The organism is Enterococcus sp. AZ103 (genome assembly GCF_051714685.1).
Classification (GTDB): domain Bacteria; phylum Bacillota; class Bacilli; order Lactobacillales; family Enterococcaceae; genus Enterococcus_A; species Enterococcus_A alishanensis.
In genome coordinates this window covers 1,084,621-1,110,058 of sequence record NZ_JBIOSI010000001.1, presented here as the reverse complement: position 1 = coordinate 1,110,058, position 25,438 = coordinate 1,084,621, and the positions used below count along the sequence as shown (strand labels likewise).

Annotated in this window: 44 protein-coding genes and 1 tRNA gene; 3 read left to right on the top strand and 42 right to left on the bottom strand. The window is 38.4% G+C overall.

What is annotated here, in order from left to right; genetic code table 11:
- Positions 1–18 precede the first annotated feature (18 nt).
- From rpsM to rpsL, 31 genes are all read right to left on the bottom strand, one after another.
- Positions 19–384: a 30S ribosomal protein S13 gene (gene rpsM / locus ID741_RS05840; protein WP_218326508.1), complete on the bottom strand. Its 366-nt coding sequence runs from the start codon at positions 382–384 to the stop codon at positions 19–21.
- A gap of 19 nt (positions 385–403) precedes the next feature.
- On the bottom strand, positions 404–520 hold the full coding sequence (rpmJ, locus tag ID741_RS05835; RefSeq protein ID WP_034861773.1) for a 50S ribosomal protein L36: 117 nt from the start codon (positions 518–520) through the stop codon (positions 404–406).
- Positions 521–553: 33 nt separating this feature from the next.
- On the bottom strand, positions 554–772 hold the full coding sequence (infA, locus tag ID741_RS05830; protein ID WP_010756460.1) for a translation initiation factor IF-1: 219 nt from the start codon (positions 770–772) through the stop codon (positions 554–556).
- 177 nt (positions 773–949) lie between these two features.
- Complete coding sequence (locus tag ID741_RS05825; RefSeq protein ID WP_218326509.1) at positions 950–1,594, bottom strand: adenylate kinase; 645 nt, start codon at positions 1,592–1,594, stop codon at positions 950–952.
- A gap of 79 nt (positions 1,595–1,673) precedes the next feature.
- Positions 1,674–2,975, bottom strand: coding sequence for a preprotein translocase subunit SecY (secY, locus tag ID741_RS05820; protein ID WP_218326510.1), 1,302 nt, complete (start codon positions 2,973–2,975; stop codon positions 1,674–1,676).
- On the bottom strand, positions 2,975–3,415 hold the full coding sequence (gene rplO, locus ID741_RS05815) for a 50S ribosomal protein L15 (protein ID WP_218326511.1): 441 nt from the start codon (positions 3,413–3,415) through the stop codon (positions 2,975–2,977). The genes secY and rplO overlap by 1 nt, the downstream gene beginning before the upstream one ends.
- Positions 3,416–3,447: 32 nt before the next feature.
- Positions 3,448–3,630, bottom strand: coding sequence for a 50S ribosomal protein L30 (gene rpmD / locus ID741_RS05810; protein ID WP_218326513.1), 183 nt, complete (start codon positions 3,628–3,630; stop codon positions 3,448–3,450).
- 15 nt (positions 3,631–3,645) lie between these two features.
- Positions 3,646–4,146 (bottom strand): 30S ribosomal protein S5, encoded by a 501-nt coding sequence (rpsE, locus tag ID741_RS05805; protein ID WP_218326514.1) that lies wholly within the window; start codon positions 4,144–4,146, stop codon positions 3,646–3,648.
- Between the two features lie 21 nt (positions 4,147–4,167).
- The gene (rplR, locus tag ID741_RS05800; protein ID WP_343214720.1) at positions 4,168–4,533 is read right to left on the bottom strand and encodes a 50S ribosomal protein L18; all 366 of its coding nucleotides are present in this window, start codon (positions 4,531–4,533) and stop codon (positions 4,168–4,170) included.
- A gap of 45 nt (positions 4,534–4,578) precedes the next feature.
- Complete coding sequence (gene rplF / locus ID741_RS05795) at positions 4,579–5,115, bottom strand: 50S ribosomal protein L6 (RefSeq protein ID WP_218326517.1); 537 nt, start codon at positions 5,113–5,115, stop codon at positions 4,579–4,581.
- 30 nt (positions 5,116–5,145) lie between these two features.
- On the bottom strand, positions 5,146–5,544 hold the full coding sequence (gene rpsH, locus ID741_RS05790; RefSeq protein ID WP_218326518.1) for a 30S ribosomal protein S8: 399 nt from the start codon (positions 5,542–5,544) through the stop codon (positions 5,146–5,148).
- A gap of 34 nt (positions 5,545–5,578) precedes the next feature.
- The gene (locus ID741_RS05785) at positions 5,579–5,764 is read right to left on the bottom strand and encodes a type Z 30S ribosomal protein S14 (RefSeq protein WP_218326520.1); all 186 of its coding nucleotides are present in this window, start codon (positions 5,762–5,764) and stop codon (positions 5,579–5,581) included.
- A gap of 18 nt (positions 5,765–5,782) precedes the next feature.
- The gene (gene rplE, locus ID741_RS05780; protein ID WP_218326522.1) at positions 5,783–6,322 is read right to left on the bottom strand and encodes a 50S ribosomal protein L5; all 540 of its coding nucleotides are present in this window, start codon (positions 6,320–6,322) and stop codon (positions 5,783–5,785) included.
- A 26-nt stretch (positions 6,323–6,348) separates the two neighbouring features.
- On the bottom strand, positions 6,349–6,660 hold the full coding sequence (gene rplX, locus ID741_RS05775; RefSeq protein ID WP_218326523.1) for a 50S ribosomal protein L24: 312 nt from the start codon (positions 6,658–6,660) through the stop codon (positions 6,349–6,351).
- Positions 6,661–6,695: 35 nt separating this feature from the next.
- Positions 6,696–7,064, bottom strand: coding sequence for a 50S ribosomal protein L14 (gene rplN, locus ID741_RS05770; RefSeq protein ID WP_218326525.1), 369 nt, complete (start codon positions 7,062–7,064; stop codon positions 6,696–6,698).
- Positions 7,065–7,117: 53 nt separating this feature from the next.
- Positions 7,118–7,384: a 30S ribosomal protein S17 gene (rpsQ, locus tag ID741_RS05765; RefSeq protein WP_218326526.1), complete on the bottom strand. Its 267-nt coding sequence runs from the start codon at positions 7,382–7,384 to the stop codon at positions 7,118–7,120.
- 21 nt (positions 7,385–7,405) lie between these two features.
- Positions 7,406–7,597 (bottom strand): 50S ribosomal protein L29, encoded by a 192-nt coding sequence (gene rpmC, locus ID741_RS05760; RefSeq protein WP_218326527.1) that lies wholly within the window; start codon positions 7,595–7,597, stop codon positions 7,406–7,408.
- On the bottom strand, positions 7,587–8,021 hold the full coding sequence (rplP, locus tag ID741_RS05755; protein ID WP_218326528.1) for a 50S ribosomal protein L16: 435 nt from the start codon (positions 8,019–8,021) through the stop codon (positions 7,587–7,589). The genes rpmC and rplP overlap by 11 nt, the downstream gene beginning before the upstream one ends.
- A gap of 2 nt (positions 8,022–8,023) precedes the next feature.
- On the bottom strand, positions 8,024–8,680 hold the full coding sequence (gene rpsC / locus ID741_RS05750; RefSeq protein ID WP_218326529.1) for a 30S ribosomal protein S3: 657 nt from the start codon (positions 8,678–8,680) through the stop codon (positions 8,024–8,026).
- A 13-nt stretch (positions 8,681–8,693) separates the two neighbouring features.
- A complete protein-coding gene (rplV, locus tag ID741_RS05745; RefSeq protein ID WP_218326530.1) occupies positions 8,694–9,041 on the bottom strand; it encodes a 50S ribosomal protein L22 in 348 nt (115 codons plus the stop codon).
- A 21-nt stretch (positions 9,042–9,062) separates the two neighbouring features.
- The gene (gene rpsS / locus ID741_RS05740) at positions 9,063–9,341 is read right to left on the bottom strand and encodes a 30S ribosomal protein S19 (RefSeq protein ID WP_010782058.1); all 279 of its coding nucleotides are present in this window, start codon (positions 9,339–9,341) and stop codon (positions 9,063–9,065) included.
- A 42-nt stretch (positions 9,342–9,383) separates the two neighbouring features.
- Positions 9,384–10,217, bottom strand: a complete 834-nt coding sequence (gene rplB, locus ID741_RS05735; RefSeq protein ID WP_218326532.1) for a 50S ribosomal protein L2 — start codon at positions 10,215–10,217, stop codon at positions 9,384–9,386.
- Between the two features lie 36 nt (positions 10,218–10,253).
- Positions 10,254–10,541 carry a 50S ribosomal protein L23 gene (gene rplW, locus ID741_RS05730; RefSeq protein WP_218326533.1) on the bottom strand — a complete coding sequence of 96 codons (288 nt, stop codon included), beginning with the start codon at positions 10,539–10,541 and terminating at the stop codon, positions 10,254–10,256.
- Positions 10,541–11,164 (bottom strand): 50S ribosomal protein L4, encoded by a 624-nt coding sequence (rplD, locus tag ID741_RS05725; RefSeq protein WP_218326536.1) that lies wholly within the window; start codon positions 11,162–11,164, stop codon positions 10,541–10,543. The genes rplW and rplD overlap by 1 nt, the downstream gene beginning before the upstream one ends.
- 27 nt (positions 11,165–11,191) lie before the next feature.
- Complete coding sequence (rplC, locus tag ID741_RS05720) at positions 11,192–11,821, bottom strand: 50S ribosomal protein L3 (RefSeq protein ID WP_218326537.1); 630 nt, start codon at positions 11,819–11,821, stop codon at positions 11,192–11,194.
- 21 nt (positions 11,822–11,842) lie between these two features.
- Entirely contained in the window at positions 11,843–12,151 is a 309-nt protein-coding gene (rpsJ, locus tag ID741_RS05715; RefSeq protein ID WP_010756438.1) for a 30S ribosomal protein S10, read from the bottom strand.
- A gap of 390 nt (positions 12,152–12,541) precedes the next feature.
- On the bottom strand, positions 12,542–13,474 hold the full coding sequence (locus ID741_RS05710; protein WP_218326539.1) for a DMT family transporter: 933 nt from the start codon (positions 13,472–13,474) through the stop codon (positions 12,542–12,544).
- Between the two features lie 173 nt (positions 13,475–13,647).
- Positions 13,648–14,835 (bottom strand): elongation factor Tu, encoded by a 1,188-nt coding sequence (gene tuf, locus ID741_RS05705; protein ID WP_218326541.1) that lies wholly within the window; start codon positions 14,833–14,835, stop codon positions 13,648–13,650.
- Between the two features lie 165 nt (positions 14,836–15,000).
- Positions 15,001–17,088 (bottom strand): elongation factor G, encoded by a 2,088-nt coding sequence (fusA, locus tag ID741_RS05700; protein ID WP_218326543.1) that lies wholly within the window; start codon positions 17,086–17,088, stop codon positions 15,001–15,003.
- Positions 17,089–17,166: 78 nt separating this feature from the next.
- On the bottom strand, positions 17,167–17,637 hold the full coding sequence (rpsG, locus tag ID741_RS05695) for a 30S ribosomal protein S7 (RefSeq protein ID WP_218326544.1): 471 nt from the start codon (positions 17,635–17,637) through the stop codon (positions 17,167–17,169).
- A gap of 55 nt (positions 17,638–17,692) precedes the next feature.
- On the bottom strand, positions 17,693–18,106 hold the full coding sequence (gene rpsL / locus ID741_RS05690) for a 30S ribosomal protein S12 (protein WP_218326546.1): 414 nt from the start codon (positions 18,104–18,106) through the stop codon (positions 17,693–17,695).
- A gap of 318 nt (positions 18,107–18,424) precedes the next feature.
- On the opposite strand from rpsL, the gene rpiA reads away from it, so the two are divergent.
- Together rpiA and ID741_RS05680 are read left to right on the top strand one after the other, a co-directional pair.
- Positions 18,425–19,099, top strand: coding sequence for a ribose-5-phosphate isomerase RpiA (rpiA, locus tag ID741_RS05685; RefSeq protein ID WP_438719394.1), 675 nt, complete (start codon positions 18,425–18,427; stop codon positions 19,097–19,099).
- A gap of 115 nt (positions 19,100–19,214) precedes the next feature.
- Positions 19,215–19,901 carry a 2,3-diphosphoglycerate-dependent phosphoglycerate mutase gene (locus ID741_RS05680; protein WP_218326550.1) on the top strand — a complete coding sequence of 229 codons (687 nt, stop codon included), beginning with the start codon at positions 19,215–19,217 and terminating at the stop codon, positions 19,899–19,901.
- A 140-nt stretch (positions 19,902–20,041) separates the two neighbouring features.
- Here ID741_RS05680 and ID741_RS05675 read toward each other — a convergent pair whose 3' ends face one another.
- Positions 20,042–20,437: a VOC family protein gene (locus ID741_RS05675; protein WP_438719393.1), complete on the bottom strand. Its 396-nt coding sequence runs from the start codon at positions 20,435–20,437 to the stop codon at positions 20,042–20,044.
- 317 nt (positions 20,438–20,754) lie between these two features.
- Here ID741_RS05675 and ID741_RS05670 point away from each other — a divergent pair, with 317 nt between their 5' ends.
- Entirely contained in the window at positions 20,755–21,681 is a 927-nt protein-coding gene (locus ID741_RS05670; protein ID WP_438719392.1) for an SHOCT domain-containing protein, read from the top strand.
- A 5-nt stretch (positions 21,682–21,686) separates the two neighbouring features.
- Here ID741_RS05670 and ID741_RS05665 read toward each other — a convergent pair.
- The 10 genes from ID741_RS05665 to ID741_RS05620 form a co-directional block, all read right to left on the bottom strand.
- Positions 21,687–21,760: transfer RNA gene (locus ID741_RS05665), tRNA-Ile, on the bottom strand.
- Positions 21,761–22,019: 259 nt separating this feature from the next.
- Entirely contained in the window at positions 22,020–22,823 is an 804-nt protein-coding gene (locus tag ID741_RS05660; protein ID WP_438719391.1) for an N-acetylmuramoyl-L-alanine amidase, read from the bottom strand.
- Positions 22,824–23,135, bottom strand: a complete 312-nt coding sequence (locus ID741_RS05655; RefSeq protein ID WP_438719390.1) for a hypothetical protein — start codon at positions 23,133–23,135, stop codon at positions 22,824–22,826.
- On the bottom strand, positions 23,135–23,404 hold the full coding sequence (locus ID741_RS05650; RefSeq protein WP_438719389.1) for a phage holin family protein: 270 nt from the start codon (positions 23,402–23,404) through the stop codon (positions 23,135–23,137). Before ID741_RS05650 ends, ID741_RS05655 begins: the two co-directional genes overlap by 1 nt.
- 5 nt (positions 23,405–23,409) lie before the next feature.
- On the bottom strand, positions 23,410–23,724 hold the full coding sequence (locus tag ID741_RS05645; protein WP_438719388.1) for a hypothetical protein: 315 nt from the start codon (positions 23,722–23,724) through the stop codon (positions 23,410–23,412).
- 24 nt (positions 23,725–23,748) lie between these two features.
- The gene (locus ID741_RS05640; protein ID WP_438719387.1) at positions 23,749–23,877 is read right to left on the bottom strand and encodes a CD1375 family protein; all 129 of its coding nucleotides are present in this window, start codon (positions 23,875–23,877) and stop codon (positions 23,749–23,751) included.
- Positions 23,878–23,914: 37 nt separating this feature from the next.
- Positions 23,915–24,028: a CD1375 family protein gene (locus ID741_RS05635; RefSeq protein WP_438719386.1), complete on the bottom strand. Its 114-nt coding sequence runs from the start codon at positions 24,026–24,028 to the stop codon at positions 23,915–23,917.
- Positions 24,021–24,359 (bottom strand): hypothetical protein, encoded by a 339-nt coding sequence (locus tag ID741_RS05630; RefSeq protein ID WP_438719385.1) that lies wholly within the window; start codon positions 24,357–24,359, stop codon positions 24,021–24,023. The genes ID741_RS05635 and ID741_RS05630 overlap by 8 nt, the downstream gene beginning before the upstream one ends.
- Positions 24,360–24,373: 14 nt before the next feature.
- On the bottom strand, positions 24,374–25,291 hold the full coding sequence (locus ID741_RS05625) for a hypothetical protein (protein ID WP_438719384.1): 918 nt from the start codon (positions 25,289–25,291) through the stop codon (positions 24,374–24,376).
- Positions 25,291–25,428, bottom strand: coding sequence for a hypothetical protein (locus ID741_RS05620; protein WP_438719383.1), 138 nt, complete (start codon positions 25,426–25,428; stop codon positions 25,291–25,293). Before ID741_RS05620 ends, ID741_RS05625 begins: the two co-directional genes overlap by 1 nt.
- Positions 25,429–25,438: the final 10 nt, after the last annotated feature.

The following is a 25,438-nucleotide window of genomic DNA, read 5'->3' as shown; positions in this document are numbered from 1 at the left end:
TTTAACCTCCTTCACTAATTATTTTTTTCTACCTGCAATAGCTTTTGCTGGGCCTTTACGGGTACGCGCATTATTTTTAGTGTTTTGTCCACGAGTTGGCAAACCACGACGGTGACGGATACCACGGTATGAACCGATTTCCATCAAACGTTTAATGTTTAAGTTCACTTCACGACGAAGATCCCCTTCAACTTTTAATTTATCAACTTCAGCACGGATAGCGTCTTCTTGTTCATTCGTTAAATCACGAACACGAACATCTTCAGACACGCCAGCGTTGGCTAAAACTTGTTTAGCAGTAGTATTTCCGATACCGTAAATATAAGTAAGAGAAATTACTACGCGTTTTTCACGAGGAATATCTACTCCTGCAATACGAGCCATACTTAATTACACCTCCAAATTATCCTTGACGTTGTTTATGTTTTGGATTTGCTGAGCAAATCACCATAACCCGTCCTTTACGACGAATTACTTTACAATGTTCACACATTGGTTTTACTGATGGTCTTACTTTCATGATAATACCTCCTGAAGTTTTACGGAGTACAATTTACTTAAAGCGATAGGTAATGCGACCACGACTCAAATCGTACGGAGAAAGTTCCACAGTCACTTTGTCGCCAGGCAGAATTCTAATGTAGTGCATTCGAATCTTTCCAGAAACGTGAGCAAGAACTTCATGTCCATTCTCTAGTTCGACTTTAAACATTGCATTCGGCAAAGTTTCGACGACTGTCCCTTCGATTTCGATCATATCATCTTTTGCCACGCAGAGTACCTCCTTGTTATTGTTTCGCATTTTCACACGATAAAATGGCGGAAACCTGCAGTTCCCACCTTAATTCTTGACGTTACTTCTGTAAAGCCAGAAGTCGGACTGACATAGTCTATCACAAATTAACGAACTTGGCAAGAAAAACTGCATTTCAAATCGGTAGTCAAATTATTAACCAATAATCTTTTCTACGTCACTAAAGACTTCGTCAATGTCACGGTCACCATCAAGCGAATGTAACAACCCTGCTTGTTTATAGAAGTCTAAAATTGGTGCACTAGCTTCCATATTTACTGCTAAACGATTTTTAACAGTTTCAGGTTTATCATCTTCTCTTTGATAGAACTCATGGCCACCACAACGATCACAAGTATCTTCAACTTTTGTTGGATTGAAAATTTTATGATAAGTAGCGCCACAATTACGACACATATAACGACCGGCAAGTCGTTCGATTAAGACTTTTTCTGCAACTTGAATTTCAATTACAGCATCGATTTTTTTGTTTAGATCTTTTAACATAGCTTCTAAAGCTTCTGCTTGATCTAATGTTCTAGGAAAACCATCTAACAAGAAACCTTTTTCAGTATCTTTTTGCGCTAGACGCTCTTTTACGATGCCATTTGTTACTTCATCTGGAACCAAATCGCCTGCATCCATGAATGATTTAGCTTTTAAACCGAGAGCAGTCTCGTTTTTAATTGCTTCCCGGAACATGTCTCCAGTACTAATTTGTGGAATACCGTATGTAGCAACAATTCTTTCTGCTTGTGTTCCTTTACCTGCACCTGGCAGCCCCATTAAGATGAGGTTCATTGCATTCCCTCCTAGATTGTTTCAAAGAATTTATTTAAGAAGAGACCACGGACGTTGAGGAAATCCTCAACAATGCCGTTTAGTCTTCGTCCATGAAACCAACATAACGTCGTTTCAACATAAGTCCTTGTAATTGTTTTGCTGTTTCTAATGCAACCCCCACTACGATCAATAAGCTGGTACCACCTAAACCAATTGATTGAGGTAAGTCCCAAACCATTTGTGCAATGATTGGTAGTAAAGCAATTAATCCTAAGAACAATGCTCCGACTACACTTAGTCGCATTAAAATAGATGATACATATTCTTCTGTTCCTTTACCCGGTCTTACACTAGGGATGTAACTTCCTTGTTTTTGCAAGTTTTCCGCTAATTTCTCAGGGTTCACTTGAACAAAAGCATAGAAGAAAGTAAAAGCAACAATCAGAACTGTATAAATCGTCGCACCCGGTACTGTATTGTAACTAAATAAGTCTTGCAATACTGAATACCAATCTTCTGCTTGATAACTACTTGCTAAAGCTTGCAAAATTGCATTGGGAGTTGCAATAAACGAGCTGGCAAAGATAACAGGGATAACACCAGCGGCATTTACTTTTAATGGTAAATAACTGCTAGTAGGCGCACCGACAATTTGTTTAGTATATTGAATTGGGATTTTTCTTTCAGCTTGTTGAAAGAAAGTTACAAATACGACAATTGCAATAATCGCGATCAATAAGACTGCGATAAAAATAATTGATTTCCATAAATCACTTTGATCAATATTAATAAAGTAACGTTCCGCAATTTCCTGAATACTTTCTGGCAATCGAGAAATGATCCCCGCAAAGATAATCATTGAAACACCGTTACCGATTCCTTTATCGGTGATTTGTTCTCCTAACCAGGTAACAAACATTGTTCCGCCAGTTAGAATAACTCCAATTGTTACAAATGTTTGAACATTTTGTTCGGGTACGAAACCATAAGATGCAAAATAGTTAAAACCAGCTGTAATACTAACAGACTGAACAAAAGCTAATACTAAAGTTAAATAGCGCGTTGCCTGATTTAACTTTTTACGACCAACTTCCCCTTGTTTTGACCACTCAACAAATTTTGGTACGATATCCATTTGTAATAATTGAATCACGATTGATGCGGTGATATATGGTGAAACACCCATTGAGAAAATTGAGAAGTTTTGCATCGCTGAACCACTAACCAAGTTCAACATGTTGAAAAATGGTAGATCACTCAATTGTTGCAAACCACTAACATTTACTCCAGGTACCGTAATTTGTGCACCAAGTCTAAAAACTAATAAAATGATGATAGTGAAAAAGATCCGTGATCGAATGTCTCTAACTTTGAAAGAATCCTTTAAAAGCTTGAACATTAAATCACCTCGATTGATCCACCAGCTGCTTTAATTGCTTCTTCGGCAGCTTTAGAGAATTTCGCAGCTTTAACTGTTAATTTTTTCTCTAATGAGCCATTAGCTAAGACTTTAATTCCAGCTTTTTCGTTTTTCACAAAACCAGCCTCAACTAAAGCAACAGGTGTTACTTCAGCACCGTCTTCAAAACGATTTAATACATCTAAATTAACAACAGCATATTCTTTACGATTTACGTTAGTAAATCCACGTTTTGGTAAACGACGGAATAATTGTGTTTGTCCACCTTCGAATCCTAAACGTACGCCACCGCCTGAACGAGAGTTTTGTCCTTTTTGACCGCGTCCAGCTGTTTTGCCGTTACCAGATGAAGTACCACGTCCAACGCGATTACGCACTTTACGTGAACCTTCTGTTGGTTTTAATTCATGAAGTTTCATTGATTGGCACCTCCTTAGTTCAAAATTTCACTTTATTTAACTTCTTCTACGTCCACTAAGTGAGACACAGTGTTAACCATACCTTTGATTGCATCATTGGCAGGTTTTACAACTGTAGAGTTCACTTTTCCAAGACCCAACGCTTTAACAGTGTCACGTTGGTTTTGAGGACGTCCAATCACTGATCGTCTTAAAGTAATTTTTAATTCAGCCATGTTTTTTCGTCCTCCTTATCTTGCAAAGTTTTCAACAGAGACGCCACGTAATTGTGCTACATCTTCTGCTTTTTTCAATTCTGTTAAACCTTTGATTGTCGCACGCACAACGTTAATTGGTGTGTTTGAACCTAAAGATTTAGAAGTTACATCAGCAACACCTGCTAATTCTAGTACGGCACGAACTGGTCCACCAGCCGCAACTCCAGAACCTTCTACTGCAGGTTTCATCAAGATGCGTCCGCCACCAAATACTCCGATGACTTCGTGAGGAAGTGTTGTACCAACCATTGGTACTTCCACAAGGTTTTTCTTAGCATCTTCAATTGCTTTACGGATTGCTTCAGGTACTTCTTGTGCTTTACCAGTACCAAAGCCAACATGTCCGTTTTTATCGCCAACAACGACTAAAGCAGCAAAACGTAAACGACGTCCACCTTTAACAACTTTAGTTACGCGGTTAATCGAAACAACGCGGTCTTCTAATTCCAAATGTTTTGGATCGATATAAACCATGAATGGTATTCCTCCTTTTCCCTAAAATTCTAGTCCATTTTCACGAGCAGCTTCAGCTAAAGCTTGTACGCGGCCATGGTAAAGGTATCCACCACGGTCAAAGACAACGACTTTAATACCTTTTTCAATAGCACGTTCAGCTAATAATTTACCAACTGCACTTGCTTGTTCTGTTTTGTTTCCACCTGAAATATCTTTATCTAAGGCAGAGGCACTTGCTAGCGTTACACCCGCTACGTCATCAATTAATTGCGCGTAGATGTTTTTGTTAGAACGAAAAACGTTCAAGCGTGGGCGCTCAGCAGTACCAGAGATTTGTTTACGTACACGCATGTGGCGCTTTTGACGTGTTTTGTTTTTATCTGGTTTTGTAATCACAATTTTCACCTCTAATTTAAGCTGGCCTAAGCCGCATGTTGTAGGTACGACCTACTATTTACCAGTTTTACCTTCTTTACGGCGTACATATTCACCAACATAGCGAACACCTTTGCCCTTGTATGGTTCTGGTGGACGAGTGCCACGAATTTTCGCTGCAACTTCACCAACTACTTCTTTATCTGAACCTTTAACCACTACTTGAGTGTTTGCCGGAACTTCAATCGTAATTCCTTCTGGTGCTACGATTTCGACTGGATGTGAGTAACCAACGCTTAAAACAAGTTTTGATCCTTGTAATTGTGCACGGTACCCAACCCCGATTAATTCTAAAGCTTTTTGGAACCCTTCTGATACACCAACTACCATGTTGTTGAAGTTGGCACGAGTTGTTCCGTGGATTGTTTTCATTTCTTTGCTGTCATCAGGACGAGTAAATGTCACTTCGCTACCTTCGATATTCATTGTAATATCAGAAGAGAACGTACGAGTTAATTCACCTTTAGGACCTTTAACAGTTACGTCATTACCTTTTTGAGTTACTTCAACTCCTGCAGGTAAAACGACAATTTTATTACCAATACGGCTCATTTAAAGACACCTCCTTGTAATTTTATAGAATTACCAAACGTAAGCTAGCACTTCGCCGCCCACATTTTTAGATCTCGCTTCTTTATCAGTGACTACACCGTCAGAAGTAGAGATAATCGCGATACCTAAACCATTTAATACTTTTGGCACTTCGTCAGCTTTAACGTAAGCACGCAAGCCTGGTTTAGAGATACGTTTTAAGTTTGTGATAACACGTTCGTCATTTTTTCCGTATTTAAGAAATACACGGATCATGCCTTGTTTGTCATCTTCGATATATTCAACATCACGGACGAAACCTTCTTTTTTCAAGATTTCGGCGATGTCATGTTTAATTTTTGAAGCAGGTACTTCAACTACTTCGTGTTTTACCATATTGGCATTACGAATGCGAGTTAAGAAATCTGCAATTGGATCTGTCATGACCATTGAACTATTTACCTCCTTTTTGCGCTTGTTGTTTTTACCAGCTAGCTTTCTTCACGCCGGGAATTTGACCTTTATAGGCAAGTTCGCGGAAGCAAATACGGCAAAGATGAAATTTTTGATAAACTGAATGTGGACGTCCACAACGTTCGCAACGAGTATATGCTTGAGTTGAGAATTTAGCAGGGCGTTTGTTTTTAGCAATCATTGATTTTTTAGCCAATTTATTTCGCCTCCTTGATTATTTTTGGAATGGCATTCCAAGTTGTGATAATAATTCACGAGATTCTTCATCAGTGTTAGCAGTTGTAACGACAACGATATCCATACCACGTACTTTATCAACATTATCGTAATCAACTTCTGGGAAGATTAATTGTTCTTTCACACCTAAAGTGTAGTTACCACGGCCATCGAAGGCTTTCTTGCTAATACCATGGAAGTCACGTACACGTGGAAGTGATACAGACACTAATTTGTCTAAGAATTCATACATTCTTTCTCCACGTAGTGTTACTTTCGCACCGATTGGCATACCTTCACGCAAGCGGAAACCAGCGATAGATTTTTTAGCTTTTGTGATAATAGGTTTTTGACCAGTAATCAAAGCTAATTCTTCAACAGCTTTGTCCAAGTTTTTTGCGTTTGATACCGCATCGCCAACACCCATGTTGACAACGATTTTCTCAACTTTAGGAACTTGCATTACTGAATTATAGTTAAATTTTTCCATCAATGATGGTGTAATTTCATTTAAATATTTTTCTTTTAGGCGGTTCATTTAAGAAGTCCTCCTTTCTTAGCTTTTTATTTATCGATAACTTCGCCGGTTTTCTTAGAAAAACGGACTTTTTTACCGTCAACCACTTTATATCCTACGCGAGTAGCTTCACCGTTTGAAGGATCGATTACTTGAACGTTTGATGCATGGATTGGCGCTTCTACTTCAACGATTCCACCTTGAGGGGAAGTTTGAGAAGGTTTTTGATGTTTCTTCACGACATTGACGCCTTCAACAACGACTTTGTCTAATTTAGGAAAGACTTCTAATACGACGCCTTCTTTATTTCTGCTTTTGCCAGAAATAACTTTTACTTTATCGCCTTTTTTAACGAACATTACTGTTGCGCACCTCCTTTGGTTAAAAGTTCCAATTATAGTACTTCTGGTGCCAATGAAACGATCTTCATGAAGTTGCCTTCCCGTAATTCACGAGCGACAGGTCCAAAGATACGTGTTCCTCTTGGGCTCTTGTCATCACGAATGATAACAGCTGCATTTTCATCAAATTTAATGTAAGAACCATCAGCACGACGAGCGCCTGTTTTAGTCCGAACGATTACGGCTTTAACGACTTCACCTTTTTTGACAACCCCACCTGGCGTTGCTTGTTTAACCGTAGCAACGATAATATCACCGATGTTAGCAGTTTTACGGCCAGATCCGCCAAGAACTTTAATAGTTAAAATTTCGCGGGCACCTGAGTTATCCGCAATTTTTAAACGACTTTCTGTTTGGATCACAAGTGTATCCTCCTTTCAGATTTAAAAGAACATCTATAGGAAAATCTCGATGATTAGATAATCACTGCTTTTTCAATGATTTCAACTAGACGGAAACGTTTAGTTGCTGATAATGGACGAGTTTCCATGATTTTCACGATGTCGCCAGTTTTTGCTTCATTGTTTTCATCGTGCGCTTTATATTTTTTTGAATATTTCATACGTTTACCATAGATTGGGTGATTCTTTTGTGTTTCTACGACAACAGTGATGGTTTTATCCATTTTGTCGGAAACCACGCGACCTTGATAAACTTTACGTTGATTTCTTTCTTCAGTCATGCGAGAAAAGGCCTCCTTCCACTATTTGTCAGCTTGTTCACGCAATACAGTTTTAATGCGTGCAATCGATTTACGTACTTCTTTAATACGTGCAGTGTTTTCCAATTGACCTGTTGCTAATTGGAATCTTAAATTAAACAATTCTTCTTTTAATTGCTTTTCTTGATTAAGCATTTCGGCAGTGGTTAATTCTCTGATTTCTTTAACCTTCATTCGATTCACCACCCATTTCCTCACGTTTTACGATCTTAGTTTTAACTGGTAATTTGTGAGAAGCAAGACGTAATGCTTCGCGAGCGACTTCTTCAGGAACACCGGCAACTTCAAACATGATTTTACCGCGTTTTACTGGTGATACCCAGCCTTCAGGAGCCCCTTTACCAGAACCCATACGTACCCCAATTGCTTTGGCAGTATAAGATTTGTGAGGGAAAATTTTAATCCATACTTTCCCACCACGTTTCATGTAACGAGTCATTGCGATACGGGCAGCTTCGATTTGACGGTTAGTGATCCAATGAGAATCTACCGCTTGCAAACCGTATTCGCCAAATGCGATTTCTTTACCGCCTTTAGCTTCCCCACGCATTTTTCCGCGGAATTCACGACGGTGTTTTACACGTTTAGGTACTAACATGATTATTTCCCTCCTTTCTCAGCGTTTTTTTTAGTTGGAAGAATTTCTCCACGATAAATCCACACTTTAACTCCTAGTTTTCCGTATGTTGTGTTTGCTTCTTCCCAAGCGTAGTCGATGTCGGCACGCAATGTATGCAAAGGAACAGTTCCTTCTGAATAGCCTTCAGAACGCGCAATATCAGCACCGTTTAAACGACCTGAAACTTGTGTTTTGATTCCTTTAGCGCCTGATCTCATAGTACGAGAAATAGCTTGTTTTTGTGCACGACGGAATGCCACACGGTTTTCTAATTGACGTGCGATTCCTTCGCCGACTAATTTTGCATCTAAATCTGGTTTTTTGATTTCAATAATATTGATATGAACTCGTTTGCCAGTTAGTTTGTTTAATTCTTTACGTAAGTTTTCAACTTCAGATCCGCCTTTACCGATAACCATACCAGGTTTCGCTGTGTGGATTGAAACGTTCACGCGATTTGCTGCACGTTCGATCTCAACTGTCGACACAGAAGCATCAGCAAGTTTTGACGCGATGAATTTACGAATTCTTAAATCTTCGTGTAGAAATTCGGCATACTCTTTTTCAGCATACCATTTAGCATCCCAATCACGGATGATGCCTACACGCATTCCGATAGGATTAACTTTTTGACCCACTGATTATACCTCCTTATTTTTCTGATACTACTACGGTGATATGACTTGTACGTTTGTTAATTGGTGATGCTGAACCTTTTGCTCTTGGACGGAACCGTTTCATTGTTGGTCCTTCATTTACAAATGCTTCTGATACCACTAAGTTTTCAACGTCTAAGTCAAAGTTATTTTCTGCGTTAGCAACTGCAGACATTAAAACTTTTTCAATAATTCCTGCCGCTTTGTTAGGCGTGAATTTTAAAATTGAAATTGCTTCTGCTACGCTTTTTCCTCTGATAAGATCGATAACTAAACGAGATTTACGAGGAGAAGTGCGAACTGTTTTCGCAATTGCTTTAGCTGATGTAATTTGTTCTGCCATGATGATTTCCTCCCCTCAAAATTAACGTCTTGTTTTCTTATCGTCAGCAGCATGTCCGCGATAAGTTCTAGATGGTGCAAATTCACCTAATTTATGTCCAACCATATCTTCTTGGATGTAAACTGGTACATGTTTGCGTCCGTCATAAACAGCAATAGTAAATCCTACAAAATTAGGAAAAATTGTTGAGCGACGAGACCAAGTTTTAATAACTTTTTTCTTTTCAACACCTTGTTGCGCTTCGACCTTTTTCATTAAATGGTCATCCGCGAAAGGTCCTTTTTTCAAACTACGACCCATGGTGTACCTCCTCTCAAAATATACGACACACGGTCAATGTAATTATTTAGTTTTGCGACGACGAACGATAAGTTTGTCTGAAGCAGCCTTTTTATTACGTGTTTTGTAACCCAATGCAGGTTGACCCCATGGAGATACTGGTGCTTTACGTCCAACTGGAGCTTTACCTTCACCACCACCATGTGGGTGATCGTTAGGGTTCATTACGCTACCACGAACTGTTGGGCGTTTGCGCATCCAACGAGAACGGCCAGCTTTACCAATGTTAATTAATTCGTGTTGTTCATTACCAACAGAACCGATTGTTGCACGAGCTGTTGCTAAGATCATACGAACTTCGCCTGAGTTCAAACGAACTAAAACGTATTTACCTTCTTTACCAAGTACTTGTGCACTTGTACCAGCAGAACGGATTAATTGTCCGCCTTTGCCAGGTTTCATTTCGATATTGTGAATAACTGTACCAACTGGAATGTTTTCTAGTGGTAATGCGTTACCTACTTTAATATCTGAGTTAGGTCCAGAAACGACAGTCATGCCAACTTCTAAGCCTTTAGGAGCTAAAATGTAAGCTTTTACTCCGTCTGTATAATGAACTAATGCAATATTTGCTGAACGGTTCGGATCATATTCGATCGTTTGAACTTTAGCAACAATATCATCTTTATTTCGTTTGAAATCGATGACACGGTATTGACGTTTATGACCGCCACCTTGATGACGTACAGTAATACGACCGTTGTTGTTACGACCGGCATTGTTTTTCAATGGTTGCAACAATGTTTTTTCCGGTGTTGAAGTAGTGATTTCAGCGAAATCAGAACTTGTCATGTTACGACGGCCATTTGTGGTAGGTTTGTACTTTTTAATCGCCACGTCTATGTCCCTCCTATAATGAGATTTTTTTCAGGCTTATTCAGCGCTGAAAATTTGAATGTCTTTAGAATCTTCTGTTAATGTCACAACTGCTTTGCGACGTTTTTTCGTGAAGCCTTGATATTGGCCAACACGTTTAGCTTTTGGTTTCGCATTTAGGATGTTCACGTTTTTAACTTTCACATCAAAAGCAGCTTCTACTGCTTGTTTCACTAATGTTTTGTTAGCACGTACGTCTACTTCAAAAGTGTATTTTTTATCATCCATCATTAAAGTAGATTTTTCAGTGATAACTGGGCGTTTGATTACGTCTAATAATTCCATTATGCAAGCACCTCCTCAATTTGAGTAAGAGCAGTTTGTGTTGCTAAGACTTTACTTGCAGAAACAACGTCTAAAACACTTACGTTATCTGAAGTTACAACTGCTACGTTTGGAATGTTGCGAGCTGATAATTGAGCGAACTCATTGTCAGGTTCAACAACTACCAATACTTTAGCGTCAATTGATAAGTTAGCTAACACTTCTTTAAATTCTTTGGTTTTTGGTGCTTCGAAGCTCAATGCATCGATAGCAACTAAGTTATTTTCAGCAACTTTTTCTGATAAGACAGATTTAATTGCTAAGCGACGAACTTTTTTAGGAAGTTTGTAGCTGTATGAACGTGGTGTTGGTCCAAATACAACGCCACCTCCACGCCATTGCGGTGAACGGATTGAACCTTGACGAGCACGTCCAGTTCCTTTTTGGCGCCATGGTTTACGGCCACCGCCTGATACTGCGCTACGATTTTTCACAGCGTGTGTTCCTTGTCTTAATGAAGCGCGTTGCATGATGATTGCATCATAAACAACACTTTCATTTGGTTCAATACCGAAGATTTCTTCGTTTAAAGTGATGTCTCCATTTTGAGTTCCATCTTGTTTAAATAATGCTACAGTTGGCATTCCTTAGTTCCTCCTTTCCTTTAACAATTATTTTGCTTTAACAGCAGATTTGATAGTGATTAATGATTTTTTCGCGCCTGGTACATTACCTTTAACTAAGATAACATTACGTTCAGCATCCACACGAACAACTTCAAGATTTTGAATTGTTACGCGGTTGCCGCCCATACGACCAGCTAATTTTTTATTTTTAAACACGCGGTTTGGTGCAACAGGACCCATAGATCCAGGACGACGGTGGTAACGAGAACCGTGGGCCATTGGGCCGCGGCTTTGTCCGTGACGTTTGATAACGCCTTGGAATCCTTTACCTTTAGTCGTTCCGGTAACATCAATGATGTCTCCAGCTTGGAAAGTATCAACTTTCACTTCTTGTCCTACTTCATAGTCTCCTAGCTCAACATCTTTGAATTCTCTGATGAAGCGCTTAGGAGCCGTGTTTGCTTTTGCAACATGACCTTTCGCAGGTTTGTTAGACAAAACTTCACGCATATCTTGGTAACCTAATTGCACAGCTTCGTAACCGTCTGTTTCCATAGTTTTTACTTGTAAAACTACGTTTGGTGTTGCTTCAACAACAGTTACCGGAATTAGTTCGCCAGATTCTGTAAAGATTTGTGTCATTCCCACTTTTTTCCCTAAGATTCCTTTGGTCATGATTACACCTCCGATTTCTTATTATAGTTTGATTTCAATGTTTACACCTGATGGTAAGTCTAGCTTCATTAAAGCATCAACTGTTTTTGGTGTAGGGTTCACAATGTCGATTAGACGTTTGTGAGTACGCATTTCGAATTGTTCGCGTGAATCTTTGTATTTATGAGTCGCACGAATAACTGTGTAAAGACTGCGTTCAGTTGGTAATGGAATTGGACCAGACACGCTAGCACCAGTTCTTTTTGCAGTTTCTACGATTTTATCCGCTGATTGGTCTAAAATACCATGTTCATACGCTTTTAAACGGATACGAATTTTTTGTTTTGCCATCTTGTTTCCCTCCTCGCCTATTTTAAAAGTAGACATAGCTCCACGAAAATCTCCGTCATGCCCTTCCGTGGCAAAGCGTCCGGGCGTGTCGCAACCTCTCGTTTCAAAGCCGGTAGATTCCAAATGGAACCCCCAGTGCTGTTTCACTTTCGTAAACAGCGCCTTTATGAGTATATTATAATTCGACTGCTATTGCAAGGTTTTTCTTTGTTAAATCGTGTTTTCATTACTTTTTTCTGAAATTTGGAACTCAATCAACTTTTTTTCAAAAAAAGAAGTTGCCCTTACCAGACAACTTCTAGATAATTTTCTTACACAATTATAAAGAGAACTATTTTTTCTTCTATTATATAGACATTTTGATTATCTTTTTATTCCTTCAATCTCAGTTTATAAAAAGTGAACGATCAAGACCCCCGTTAGCATAATTACTAATCCCATTACTTTAGAGGAATTGATGGGTATTTTAATTGAACGAAATAAACCAAAATTTTCAACCAATGCACTAAATAATAACTGACCAAATAAAGCCATCACTACCACTTGTCCAGTACCAATTTTAGGAACGAGCCATGCCATCCCGAAAACATAAATGCTACCTAAGAATCCACCAATCCAAATCCACCAACTATCTTTACTATTTTTAATGGTAGATTGAATTTTATTAAAGTCAGCTTTTGTTATAATTGAGACGATAATTAATACTATCGCTCCAATCGTAAATGAAATTGCTGCAGCCTGAATCGGGGAACCAAGAACAGTGCCCAATTGCCCATTAATCGCAGCTTGCAGAGCTGTTAGCATACCGCCAGCAACCCCAATGATTTGCCAAGGCAACAATTGTTGTTCTCTTGGCTTTTTAACTAATTTATTTCTCTTCATCATACCAATAGTTACAAAGACACCGATAACTACCAGCATCAATCCCAATCCACGTTTTACAGTTAAAATCGATTGCGGTGCATTGAAAAGACCAAACTGATCGATGACTACGCCCATAATTATTTGTCCGAAAATTGGTAATACCGCTGCTTGAATACCACCCAATTTTGAAAATAATAAAAGATTAATCGTTAAGCCGATCGTCCCTAATAATCCACCAATCCAAATCCAAGCTGGATTATCTCGAAAAACACTTGCCGTTACTAATAAATCACTTCCGCTAATGAGTGTGATCAGACATAAAAAAATCGTGCCAATTGTAAATGAAATTGCCGATGCTAAATAGGGAGATTCAACAAAAGTTCTCAATTTCGCATTTACAGCTGTTTGCATGCCTAGTCCAGCACCCATTAGTATTGGAAATAAAACTAATATGTTCATAAAAACACCTCATCGTCCTTCATATAATTTAATTAGACAATGGATTAACGAAAAATACAAGCGTTTTCATAAAAATTATTTAGCTTGCCTTATTTTTTTTCAAGCGAAAAAAAAGATCGCTGAAAAAATCAGCGATCTTGCGTCCGAGTATAATGTTGCTTTGTTTTACAGAATTAAGCTTCGATCTTAGTTACAACACCAGCGCCAACTGTACGTCCGCCTTCACGGATTGAGAATTTAGTCCCATTTTCTACAGCGATTGGGTGGATTAATTCAACTTCCATTGTTACGTTATCGCCAGGCATTACCATTTCAGTTCCTTCTGGTAATTCAACTACTCCAGTTACGTCAGTCGTACGGAAGTAAAATTGTGGGCGGTAGTTAGTAAAGAATGGTGTATGACGTCCACCTTCTTCTTTGCTTAATACATAAACTTCAGCAGAGAATTTTGTATGAGGTGTGATTGTACCTGTTTTAGCTAATACTTGTCCACGTTGGATGTCTTCACGGGCAACACCACGTAATAACGCACCAATGTTATCGCCAGCTTCAGCGTAATCTAATAATTTACGGAACATTTCAACACCTGTTACAGTTGTTTTCGCAGTTTCTTCAGCGATACCTACGATTTCGATTTCGTCACCAACACGAACTTGTCCACGTTCAACACGTCCAGTAGCAACAGTACCACGACCAGTGATTGAGAATACATCTTCGACTGGCATCATGAATGGTTTGTCAGTATCACGAACTGGTGTTGGGATATATTCGTCAACAGCAGCCATTAATTCTAAGATTTTTTCTTCGTAAGAAGCTTCGCCTTCAAGAGCTTTCAAAGCTGAGCCAGCGATAACAGGAGTGTCATCACCTGGGAAGTCGTATTCTGTTAATAAGTCACGAACTTCCATTTCAACTAATTCTAATAATTCTTCGTCATCAACCATATCAACTTTGTTTAAGAAAACAACGATGTAAGGTACGCCAACTTGGCCAGATAACAAGATATGTTCACGAGTTTGAGGCATAGGGCCATCAGCAGCAGATACTACCAAGATCGCGCCGTCCATTTGAGCAGCACCAGTGATCATGTTTTTAACGTAGTCCGCGTGTCCTGGGCAGTCAACGTGTGCATAGTGACGTGCGTCAGTTTCGTACTCAACGTGAGCTGTGTTGATAGTAATTCCACGTTCGCGTTCTTCTGGAGCACCATCGATTTGAGAGTAATCCATTGCTTCTGCGCCGCCTTTTTTAGCAAGTACAGTTGTGATTGCAGCAGTTAAAGTAGTTTTACCATGGTCAACGTGTCCGATAGTACCAATGTTTACATGGGGTTTTGAACGGTCAAATTTTTCTTTAGCCATTTAAAAATGTTCCTCCTAGATGAATGTATAATATTTTTTATCTGATAAGTCCACGCTGACTAGCAGCGTGAGCCCGTATCATCATTTATAGATTTTATCTGAAACTTGCAAAAAAGCAATGCTTTCTTGACAAAATTCAACTGTTTTCCTAGAAATTTCTAAGAATTATTCAGCTTTTCCGCCGTTTTTCTTAATAATTTCTTCTTGAACAGCTTTTGGTACAGCTTCATAATGGTCAAACGTCATAGTGAAGACACCACGACCTTGAGTAGCTGAACGTAAAGTAGTTGCATAGCCGAACATTTCAGCTAATGGAACCATTGCACGGACGACTTGTAAGCCACCAGTACGAGCTTCCATACCTTCAACCCGACCACGACGAGCAGTTACGTGTCCCATTACATCACCTAAGTAATCTTCTGGAATAACTACTTCAACAGCCATGATTGGTTCTAAGATTGCAGGGTTTGCTTTTTTAGCTGCAGCCCGTAGTGCCATAGAAGCAGCTACACGGAAGGCAGTTTCATTTGAATCGACATCATGGTATGAACCATCATAAAGTTTTGCTTTTACGTCTACGATTGGGTAACCAGCTAAGACACCATTTTCCATAGCATCTTTCAAACCAGCTTCAACGGCAGGAATGTATTCACGAGGAACCACACCACCGACGATTGCGTTTTCGAATGCGAATCCGCCACCTTCTTCGTTTGGTTCAAATTCAATCCATACGTGACCGTATTGACCTTTACCACCAGACTGACGGACAAATTTCCCTTCAGCTTGCGTACCTTGACGGAATGTTTCACGGTAAGATACTTGTGGTGCACCAACGTTAGCTTCTACTTTAAATTCGCGACGCATACGGTCAACGATGATATCTAAGTGAAGTTCACCCATACCAGCGATGATCGTTTCGCCAGTTTCTACGTTTGTTTCAGCGCGGAAAGTAGGATCTTCTTCAGATAATTTTTGTAAAGCGACACCCATTTTATCTTGGTCAGCTTTTGATTTAGGTTCAATCGCAACTTCGATAACTGGTTCAGGGAATTCCATTGATTCAAGAATAACTTGTTGTTTTTCATCACACAAAGTATCCCCAGTAGTAGTGTCTTTCAAACCAACTGCAGCAGCGATATCTCCAGCGTAAACTTCAGAGATTTCAGAACGTGAGTTAGCATGCATCTGTAAGATACGACCAACACGTTCACGTTTGCCTTTAGTAGCGTTTTGTACGTATGAACCTGATTGTAAAACACCAGAGTAAACACGGAAGAATGTTAGACGACCTACGAATGGGTCAGTCATAACTTTAAATGCTAAAGCTGAGAAAGGTGCGCTGTCGTCGGCTGGACGTTCAACTTCTTCTTCAGTTTTAGGATCGATTCCTTTGATAGATTCGATATCTAATGGTGAAGGTAAGTAAGCAAGTACTGCATCTAGCAATAATTGTACCCCTTTATTTTTGAAAGCAGAACCACACAATACAGGGTAGAATTCAACGTTAACTGTCGCTTGACGGATACCGTTTACCAATTCTTCCTCAGTGATTTCTTCGCCTTCTAAATATTTCATCATTAGTTCTTCATCAGTTTCAGCTACAGCTTCCACTAATTTTTCGCGCCATTCAGTTGCTAAATCTACATAATCAGCAGGAATGTCAGTTTCTTCAATTTCAGTACCTAAATCGTTTGTGTACATTTCAGCTTTCATTTTGACTAGGTCAATGATACCTTCGAAATCATCTTCTGCACCGATTGGTAATTGAATTGGATGAGCATTTGCTTGTAAACGGTCATGCAAAGTTTCTACAGAGTATAAGAAATCTGCACCGATTTTATCCATTTTGTTAGCAAATACGATCCGTGGAACACCGTAAGTAGTCGCTTGACGCCATACAGTTTCTGTTTGTGGTTCTACACCTGATTGTGCATCAAGGACAGTAACCGCACCATCTAATACCCGTAATGAACGTTCAACTTCAACAGTGAAGTCCACGTGTCCAGGAGTGTCGATGATGTTGATACGATAACCCTTCCATTGTGCAGTTGTTGCTGCAGAAGTAATCGTAATACCACGTTCTTGTTCTTGTTCCATCCAGTCCATTTGTGATGCACCTTCATGCGTTTCACCAATTTTATGGATTTTACCAGTGTAGTATAAGATACGTTCTGTTGCAGTTGTTTTACCTGCATCAATATGGGCCATGATACCGATGTTACGAGTGTTTTCTAGCGAAAATTCTCTTGGCATTTCTTTTGTTTCTCCCCTCTTAATTGAAATAAAAATTGCGTCTTGTCTTTTGATTGACGTTGTCTACAAAAGAGGATCTTACCAACGATAGTGAGCGAACGCACGGTTGGCTTCAGCCATTTTATGAGTGTCTTCACGTTTTTTAACAGAAGCACCAGTATTGTTAGCTGCATCCATGATTTCTTTAGCCATACGTTCTTCCATAGTATGTTCGCCACGTAGACGAGCATAGTTAACTACCCAACGAAGACCTAATGTTGTACGACGTTCTGGACGTACTTCAACAGGGACTTGGTAGTTTGAACCTCCGACACGACGAGCTTTTACTTCTAAGACAGGCATGATGTTTTCCATTGCTTGTTCGAAAACTTCCAATGGATCATTTCCTGTAGATTCTTTAATTGTATTAAATGCGCTATATACGATATTCGCAGCAGTACCACGTTTGCCGTCAACCATTACTCGGTTGATCAGACGAGTTACTAACTTAGAATTGTACATAGGATCTGGCAAAACATCGCGTTTTGCAATTGCACCTTTACGAGTCATGAATAACTCTCCTCCTTCTTACGAGAAATATGTTCAATTTTTTTAGTTCGAATAATTACGCTTTAGGGCGTTTAGTACCGTATTTAGAACGGCTTTGTTTACGATCGTTAACACCGGCAGTATCAAGTGCACCACGAACGATATGGTAACGTACCCCTGGTAAGTCTTTTACACGTCCACCACGTAGTAATACCACGCTATGTTCTTGTAAGTTGTGACCAATACCTGGAATATAAGCTGTAACTTCGATTAAGTTTGATAAACGAACACGAGCATATTTACGTAACGCTGAGTTAGGTTTTTTAGGTGTCATAGTGCCGACACGAGTTGCTACCCCACGCTTTTGAGGTGAATTGACATTCGTTTGAACTTTTTTAAAGCTGTTATATCCTTTATTCAATGCTGGTGAATTAGATTTTTCCACCTTTGATTTACGAGGTTTACGTACTAGTTGATTAATTGTAGGCATTCCTTGTTCCTCCTTCCTCGATTCGCCATGACTAGACCCACACATCCAGGTGGTTCTTTTTTGGCGATAAAAAATAATGCATCATCTGTGCATCCATTATCAAACGTACCTTGACACAGTCAGCACGTCTCTTTCTGAGAGACCTGTTCACAAAGCACCTTTGATAGCATACCATGGGACATTTTGGCTGTCAACAAGCTCTGCTGCTTTTTTTTAGTTTAAAAAATATTTTTTTACTTGTTTAATGAAAGTATTCCTTTTTTTTTCATGTAACAGCGGTTACAATAAGGAAAACGTATAGAAAGTGGGATTTTTCAAATGAACTTGAAAGAATTAGTAGGCCTTGAAAGTGCCAAATATGTTAAGGACGGCATGATTGTCGGTTTAGGTACTGGCTCAACCGCCTATTACATGGTGAAAGAATTGGGACGTCGGGTTAAAGAAGAAGGTTTAAATATTATTGGTGTGGTTACTTCATTGAAGACAGAAGAGCATGCTTTGGAGTTGGGAATTCCTTTAAAAGCCATCGATGATGTTGATCATGTTGACCTAGTAATTGACGGCGCTGATGAAATTAGTTCAGACTTTCATGGGATTAAAGGTGGCGGTGCCGCTCTTTTATTCGAAAAAATTGTCGCAACTTATTCTAATGAAGTCATTTGGATTGTTGACGAGAGTAAAGTGGTAGACCAATTAGGTAAATTTCCGTTACCAGTTGAAGTCGTTCCCTTCGGTAGCGAAAACTTATTCCGTCATTTCCAAAACAAGGACTATCATCCTGGCTGGCGTCGAACAGAAAATGGTGATATCTTAACAACTGATGGTGGCCATTATATTATTGACTTAAATCTTGAAGTGATTGAAGATCCTCATGCTTTAGCAGATGAATTGGATCAGACAGTTGGCGTAGTCGAACATGGATTGTTCTTAGATATGATTGCTCGCGTGATTGTTGGTACACCTGATGGACCAAAAACAATTGAAGTCCCATAAAAACTTTTTTTAAATTTAAGTTGCTAAGATTAATAGCAAATTCACCAAAAAAATTGTACAATGTAGCGGTAGTATGAAAATTTCAGAAATAAATTACACAAGGAGAGATTTATCCATGCCAAAATTAGTATTTTCTCGTCACGGATTAAGCGAATGGAACAAATTAAATCAATTCACTGGTTGGGCAGATGTTGACTTAGCTCCAGAAGGTGTTGAAGAGGCAAAAGAAGGCGGACGTAAAATTAAAGAAGCGGGTATCGAATTTGATATTGCTTATACTTCAGTTTTAACTCGTGCCATCAAAACTTGTAACTATATTTTAGAAGAATCTGATCAACTTTGGGTTCCAACTGTTAAATCTTGGCGCTTAAACGAACGTCATTATGGTAAATTGCAAGGTCTTAACAAAAAAGAAACTGCTGAAAAATATGGTGATGAACAAGTACACATCTGGCGCCGTTCTTACGATGTATTACCTCCATTAATGGAAGCAACTGACGAAGGTTCTGCAGCAAACGATCGTCGTTACGCTGACTTAGATCCTCGTGACGTGCCGGGTGGCGAAAACTTAAAAGTTACTTTAGAAAGAGCTTTACCTTTCTGGCAAGATGAAATTGCTCCAGCTCTAAAAGACAATAAAACTGTTTTAGTAGCAGCTCACGGTAATTCATTACGCGCTTTAGCTAAACATATTGAAGGTATTTCTGATGAAGACATCATGGACTTAGAAATTCCAACTGGTCAACCTTTAGTTTATGAATTAAACGATGACTTAACAGTTGCTAAAAAATATTACCTATAAGATATTTTCTTAAACGATTCAGTCTTTTGGCTGAATCGTTTTTTTATAAAAAACACCTGACAATTTTGTAGCGATCTTAATAAGTTAGCTTTTTGATCTAACTCCTTTGAATCGTTACATTTGTCAGGTGTTTCCTTTGATTAAACTTTCATCCAAATAGGCTGTAATTGATTACCATCTAAATCTTCTACTTCTAACTGATACAATTGTTCTTCAGAAAAACCTAATTCTAAGTGAAAAGTACTACCGCCATTATCAGCTGCTAATTTTCCAAATTGTTTTACTTCCGCTACATTATTCATGCTAAAAGCAGTCATTGAAGTATTGTATTGTTTGGTATCAATCAATTTTTTTTCACCGATAAATTGTTGATAAAATTCGTGTGACAATAACATGACCCAGAAATTATCGTCCCACATCATAGCAGCTGATTGTTCGTTTTGCATGTCTTCATTCAATTTAAATCCCAACTTCTGATAAAAAGTGATAGATTTCTGTAAATCACTAACTGGAAAATTCGTAAAAACCATTGTCATAAGGGCACTTCCTTTTTGAAGTACTATCTCATGAATCAAAAATACAGTCAAAATAAAAAGCCGAGAACTCTCTCGACTAGTCGTGATTTAGAAAGGTAGCTACTTTCGTTGCAATCAAATCAGTTTATTCAGGGCGTTATATTGGATTATACCTGTATGCTAACGCTATAAAATCAATATTTAGCGTATTGTCTTTTTATATTGAAACATGCATATTTAAAAAAAGCGGGGCAAAAGTGGGGCAAGTTAAAATACTTTTTTTAATTTTTTTCATTTGCTGATGTTGTGCTAGAATAGTTAAAAAGGGGTGATTTTTTATGAAAGGTGAAACAACATGTTGGTATTGTGATAACACACTAAATATCCTGAACACAGTGAGATTACTGGACGACAAAAAAATTTGTACTGAATGTCATTCAAGTATTAAAAGGGACCTGGGTTTAAATATGTTTAATTCAAAAAACATTTCCATCGAAGATATTAATACTAGATATGCTGAATTGGGAAGAAATTTAGAGAACGAGCATAATGATCTTCGTTTACGTAAAGACGATATTAAAACTACGGGTATATACACAAAAGTCACTATTGATGTTGCAGCGGGTGGTTCTGCTATTGGCGTTTCAGGACCAGTAACAATCGTTCAATTGAATGATAATAGAATTGCCATTAACCCAAAAAATCCTGATTTTTATTATCTGCTGTCAACAGAATTTAATGGTGCAAAATATAAGACAGTACTAGCAAGTCAAACAGCCGGTGGATCATCAACAGATACTACTGAAAATACTGTTAAAAAAGGAAAGACTGGTCGAATAGCGGCCGGTGCAGTTATTGGTACAATGCTTGGTCCTGTTGGAACGGTAGTTGGTGCCTACGCAGGGTCAAAAGGCAAAGATAAAAAGAAAGTTAAAGGAAACAAAACTACAAGACACAATAGTAACACTACACAAACAACTGAAGCTGTAGAGGTGAAATCCTTAGCTAAGATAAATTTAAAGAGAATTTCAGATGACCGTTCTATTACGCTAACGATTAATGCTGATACCAGAGACTATAACGAGTTATTATCCCTTCAAACTGTTTCTACAGAAATCGAAATTGATCAAGAAACAGGTATAGAAGAGCCTAAATCAAGAGAAGATATAATTAAAGAGCTAAAAGAATTGAAAGAACTAGTTGATATGGGAATTGTTACTCAAGAAGAATTTGATGCGAAGAAAAAAGAATTATTAAACCTATAAATAAATGTACCCTGTAGGACTCGAACCTACGACCGGACGGTTATGAGCCGTCTGCTCTAACCAACTGAGCTAAGGGTACGGCTTGTGTTAGTATACATATTTGGTAGAATTTTGTTAGAGGTTCGAGCCTCTCCTTAAATGATTATCTATACTGCAATCCGTCATCTCTTTTGAGGTGGCGGTATTTTTTGTTAATAAACTAAAAAAGAGAGTAACAGAATTTGTACCAGATTCACTTTGTTAAAAGTGATCTGATTTCCGTTGCTCTCTTTTAAGCGATAAAAACTATTTGGACATTAGAATAATATCAACTTTTTTCTAATATTGCCAATTATATGCTATTTTAAATTCTTTTTGATATTTTCAATACCATCAGTAACTGAATTTCTGAATGCCTCATCTTCATAGTATCCTAAAGTCCGAAAAACTGCATCTGCCGTGGAATTATTGTCCATCCAGTCAAATACTTTAATCTGTTTTCCATCGTGTGTTTGAGAGTATATTGCTTGCATGGCATTCCAATCAGCCTCGCTGTGTAACACGCTCACTTTTGGTCCTTGTACATAAAAAATTGCGTTTCTATTTGCAAATGCATAAATCATATCTTCATCCTCCTGTTTTTTAGGTTCTTCTTTTTTGACTGTAACACCTTTAAGCTCTGCCATCGCTAGAACAATCTGAGCAATATAGTAATCTTTAACTGCATTTGTCGATTGACCATGTAACGCCCAAGAACGGTGAGGGCAGGCAGTTGCTGAAAACTCTCTGTGTAGCTTTACTGTCGATCGGTTCGGTGTCATATTTTCATCAATAAACCATCTTGCTACGACCTTAAATCCATCTTGTTCATTTTGTCGGAAAGTATTTTCGTTGCCCATCGATTGGCAAAATTCTATACCTAAATACCACATATTACCTTCGGAATTAGCAGTGTGGTAGGCCATATAATCATAGTCTTCAGCAAAATGCGTACCATCACTCGCTGTATATGCGTGGGCAAATCCTAAATAGGCATCATGTGTAGGCAGCCATGCGCGATAGTATGCCGCAGTTGCCGCTTGACTGCCAGCGTCATTGTGAAGCACCCAGCCCTTAGCCTTCCCTGGTCTCTTACCAGCTATTCCAGAATAAAAAAGAGCCATCTATTCCACCTCCACAATCTTGTGATTAGGGACTGAAATAATGGTTCCATCTATTACTTTTAATTTGGTAAATAATTCATTACTACGAACTACTTCTAGTTCTCCATTAAATTTAAAGAAGTCCCCTTCAGTAAATCCATCGAAGTTCTTCTCTTTTCCTTCAGCATCATATTCCTGATAACCTTTTTCACTATACTTTTCAGTTAAATCAATAGTTCCTTTTTCAAAAGAGTCGAAAATAATGTAATCATCTTGCTTTTCTCTTACTTTAAAAGCACCTATCAAAGTTACTTTTTTACCTACTTCAATCATTAGTCATCCTCCTTCCGATCAATCAAACTGCCAAACACTTGATGCAATCCAGTAGAAGCCAAACCACTGATAGCACCGTATACTACTGATTCAAGTGTCAATCCAGTGGCAAGTACCCCCAGAATCGCTCCTAAGATTGTGACTATGACTGGAATATACTCATTAGCCACTTTATCTAAAGCTGGTGTGTGTTTGATTACATAGCCCACTACCAGACAAGCTAAGAGTGGTGATACTAAAACATATTCCTTCAAACTTGTTAAATCCATTTGTTTCACTCCTTCTTAATTACAACACGATCCAATTTAAAGTTAATTTCTGTAATGTCTTTACTCATATTTTCAAAAATTCTTTTCTCATCCTCCAACAAAGCTTGTTGTTCACTCACCAAGTTTTGTTGTTTTTGAATGGTTTCTAGGTAACTATTTCTTTCTTTTTGTGATTCTTTTCTTTCAGTTACTAGAAGCTTAAATGCCACATACAAAACTAATAACAGTACGGTAAAGACAACAATAAACATAATCAAAAATATTTGATTATTTCTTTGTGCCCAGTCTAGTGTTTCCTGAGCCTCGTTTATATATCCCAAAATTGTTCACCAACTCTCCATCAATTATTCCCCAGCCAACTCCGGCAGATCCATATCAACTAGAATTTCTTTTACTTGTTCACGAATTTTTTCAGGTACTTCAGCGATTACTCGTTTACCCTTAATAACTAAGGTTGCGTATACTGCAGCCATGGTGTTCACCTCTTTTCTAAGCATCAAAAAAGCCATCCTAATTTTCAATCTCTGAATCAAGGATAGCTTGGACTTCGTCTTTAATTTTATCTGGTACTTGTTCAATTGTTTTCAACCCTTTCTGGATTAAACTGGCATAGATTTTAGCCATTTGCTTCACCTCCAGCGACTATCTCAAAAACTTCTGCAATGGCAATCTGTGCATCTGTTAATTGTGCATCTAAATTTATTTGTTTTTCTTTCAATTCTGCATTTTCTTTTTGAATGCCTGTAGAAAGACTCTCCAATAGTTTTAATTGTTTTGAAACATCCTGAGTTGTAGCTTCTTCCCACTTGCTAGATGGAAAGTCAAAATATTGTGACTGTTCATTTTTTAAAACAAGAGGTGTAACTTCCGTATAAGGCACCTGTGCTTGATACGTGTCTCCAACCTCTACAGTTTCAAAACCAATGGGATATAATACTTTATAAATTGTTTTCAATTTTATTCCCTCCTTTATCTTTTACCAAACAAACTACTACTGTCTTTAATTGGCGTTTCTCCTTTACCAACTTGATAAGAACCCCATATATTTATCCAAGTATTGGTGATGGGTTGATCTGCCGCGAACCATGATCTACCATATCTCGTAATTATACTTCTTATTTCAGTCGCTGTAGAAGAGCCATTACCTCCCCACGAACACATAAAAACTCCTTGATAAATATCTTGTGTTGGGACAAGTTCATCTGGAACAAAATTTCCAAAAACATCTCCATCTTTACCTACAGCTTTATTTAAAGAACATAATCCAGTTACAATTACCAAATCACCAAACCTGATAATATCCACACCACCAGAAGCAATGTTTGTAGAATTACTTGCACTCATTTTATATCTAACTACACCTTTTGAATCCAAAGGCATTAATAAAGCACCATTAAAAGATGGTTGCGATGAAAAATTCTTCGTTCCAGCAACTGTCTGATTCCCGGTCAATTCCATAAACTTACCAGAGGCCCACTTGGCAATTGCTTGAAATACTCTTAGCGGTGTCATAAATCTACTTGATGAAGTGCCTAGCTCAGCCTCAGCTTGATTAGCTGTGGAATAGTTATCTACATTGCCCAAGCCTGTCTGTGCTTTTGTTACGCTGTGGGGATTGGTCTTATCATTCTTGTGTGTAGTAAAGTCGGTTAAAGGCGCTTGTTGAACATTATCAACATTACCTAGCCCAACTTGTGATTTTGTTACACCGTGGGGATTTGTCTTATCATTCTTGTGTGTAGTAAAGTCGGTTAAAGGTGCTTGTTGGTCAATACCTTCTTCAATATGGTTCATTCTCTCTGCTGTTACAACAGCGCCATCCTGAATATTCTGTTCTTCTGTTTTGTTGTCATCATATTGTTTCCATGTTTGTTTCGTGTAAGCCACTAGTCTTCACCTACTTTGTCATCTTTAATTGGCTTTGATTGGCTGTTTAAGGCAACTGTTAGTTTTGCATTTTCTAATTCAAGCATACTTATTTTTTTTATTAATTCCTCAATTAATTGTTCTGCATTAATTTCCATAAAATCACCC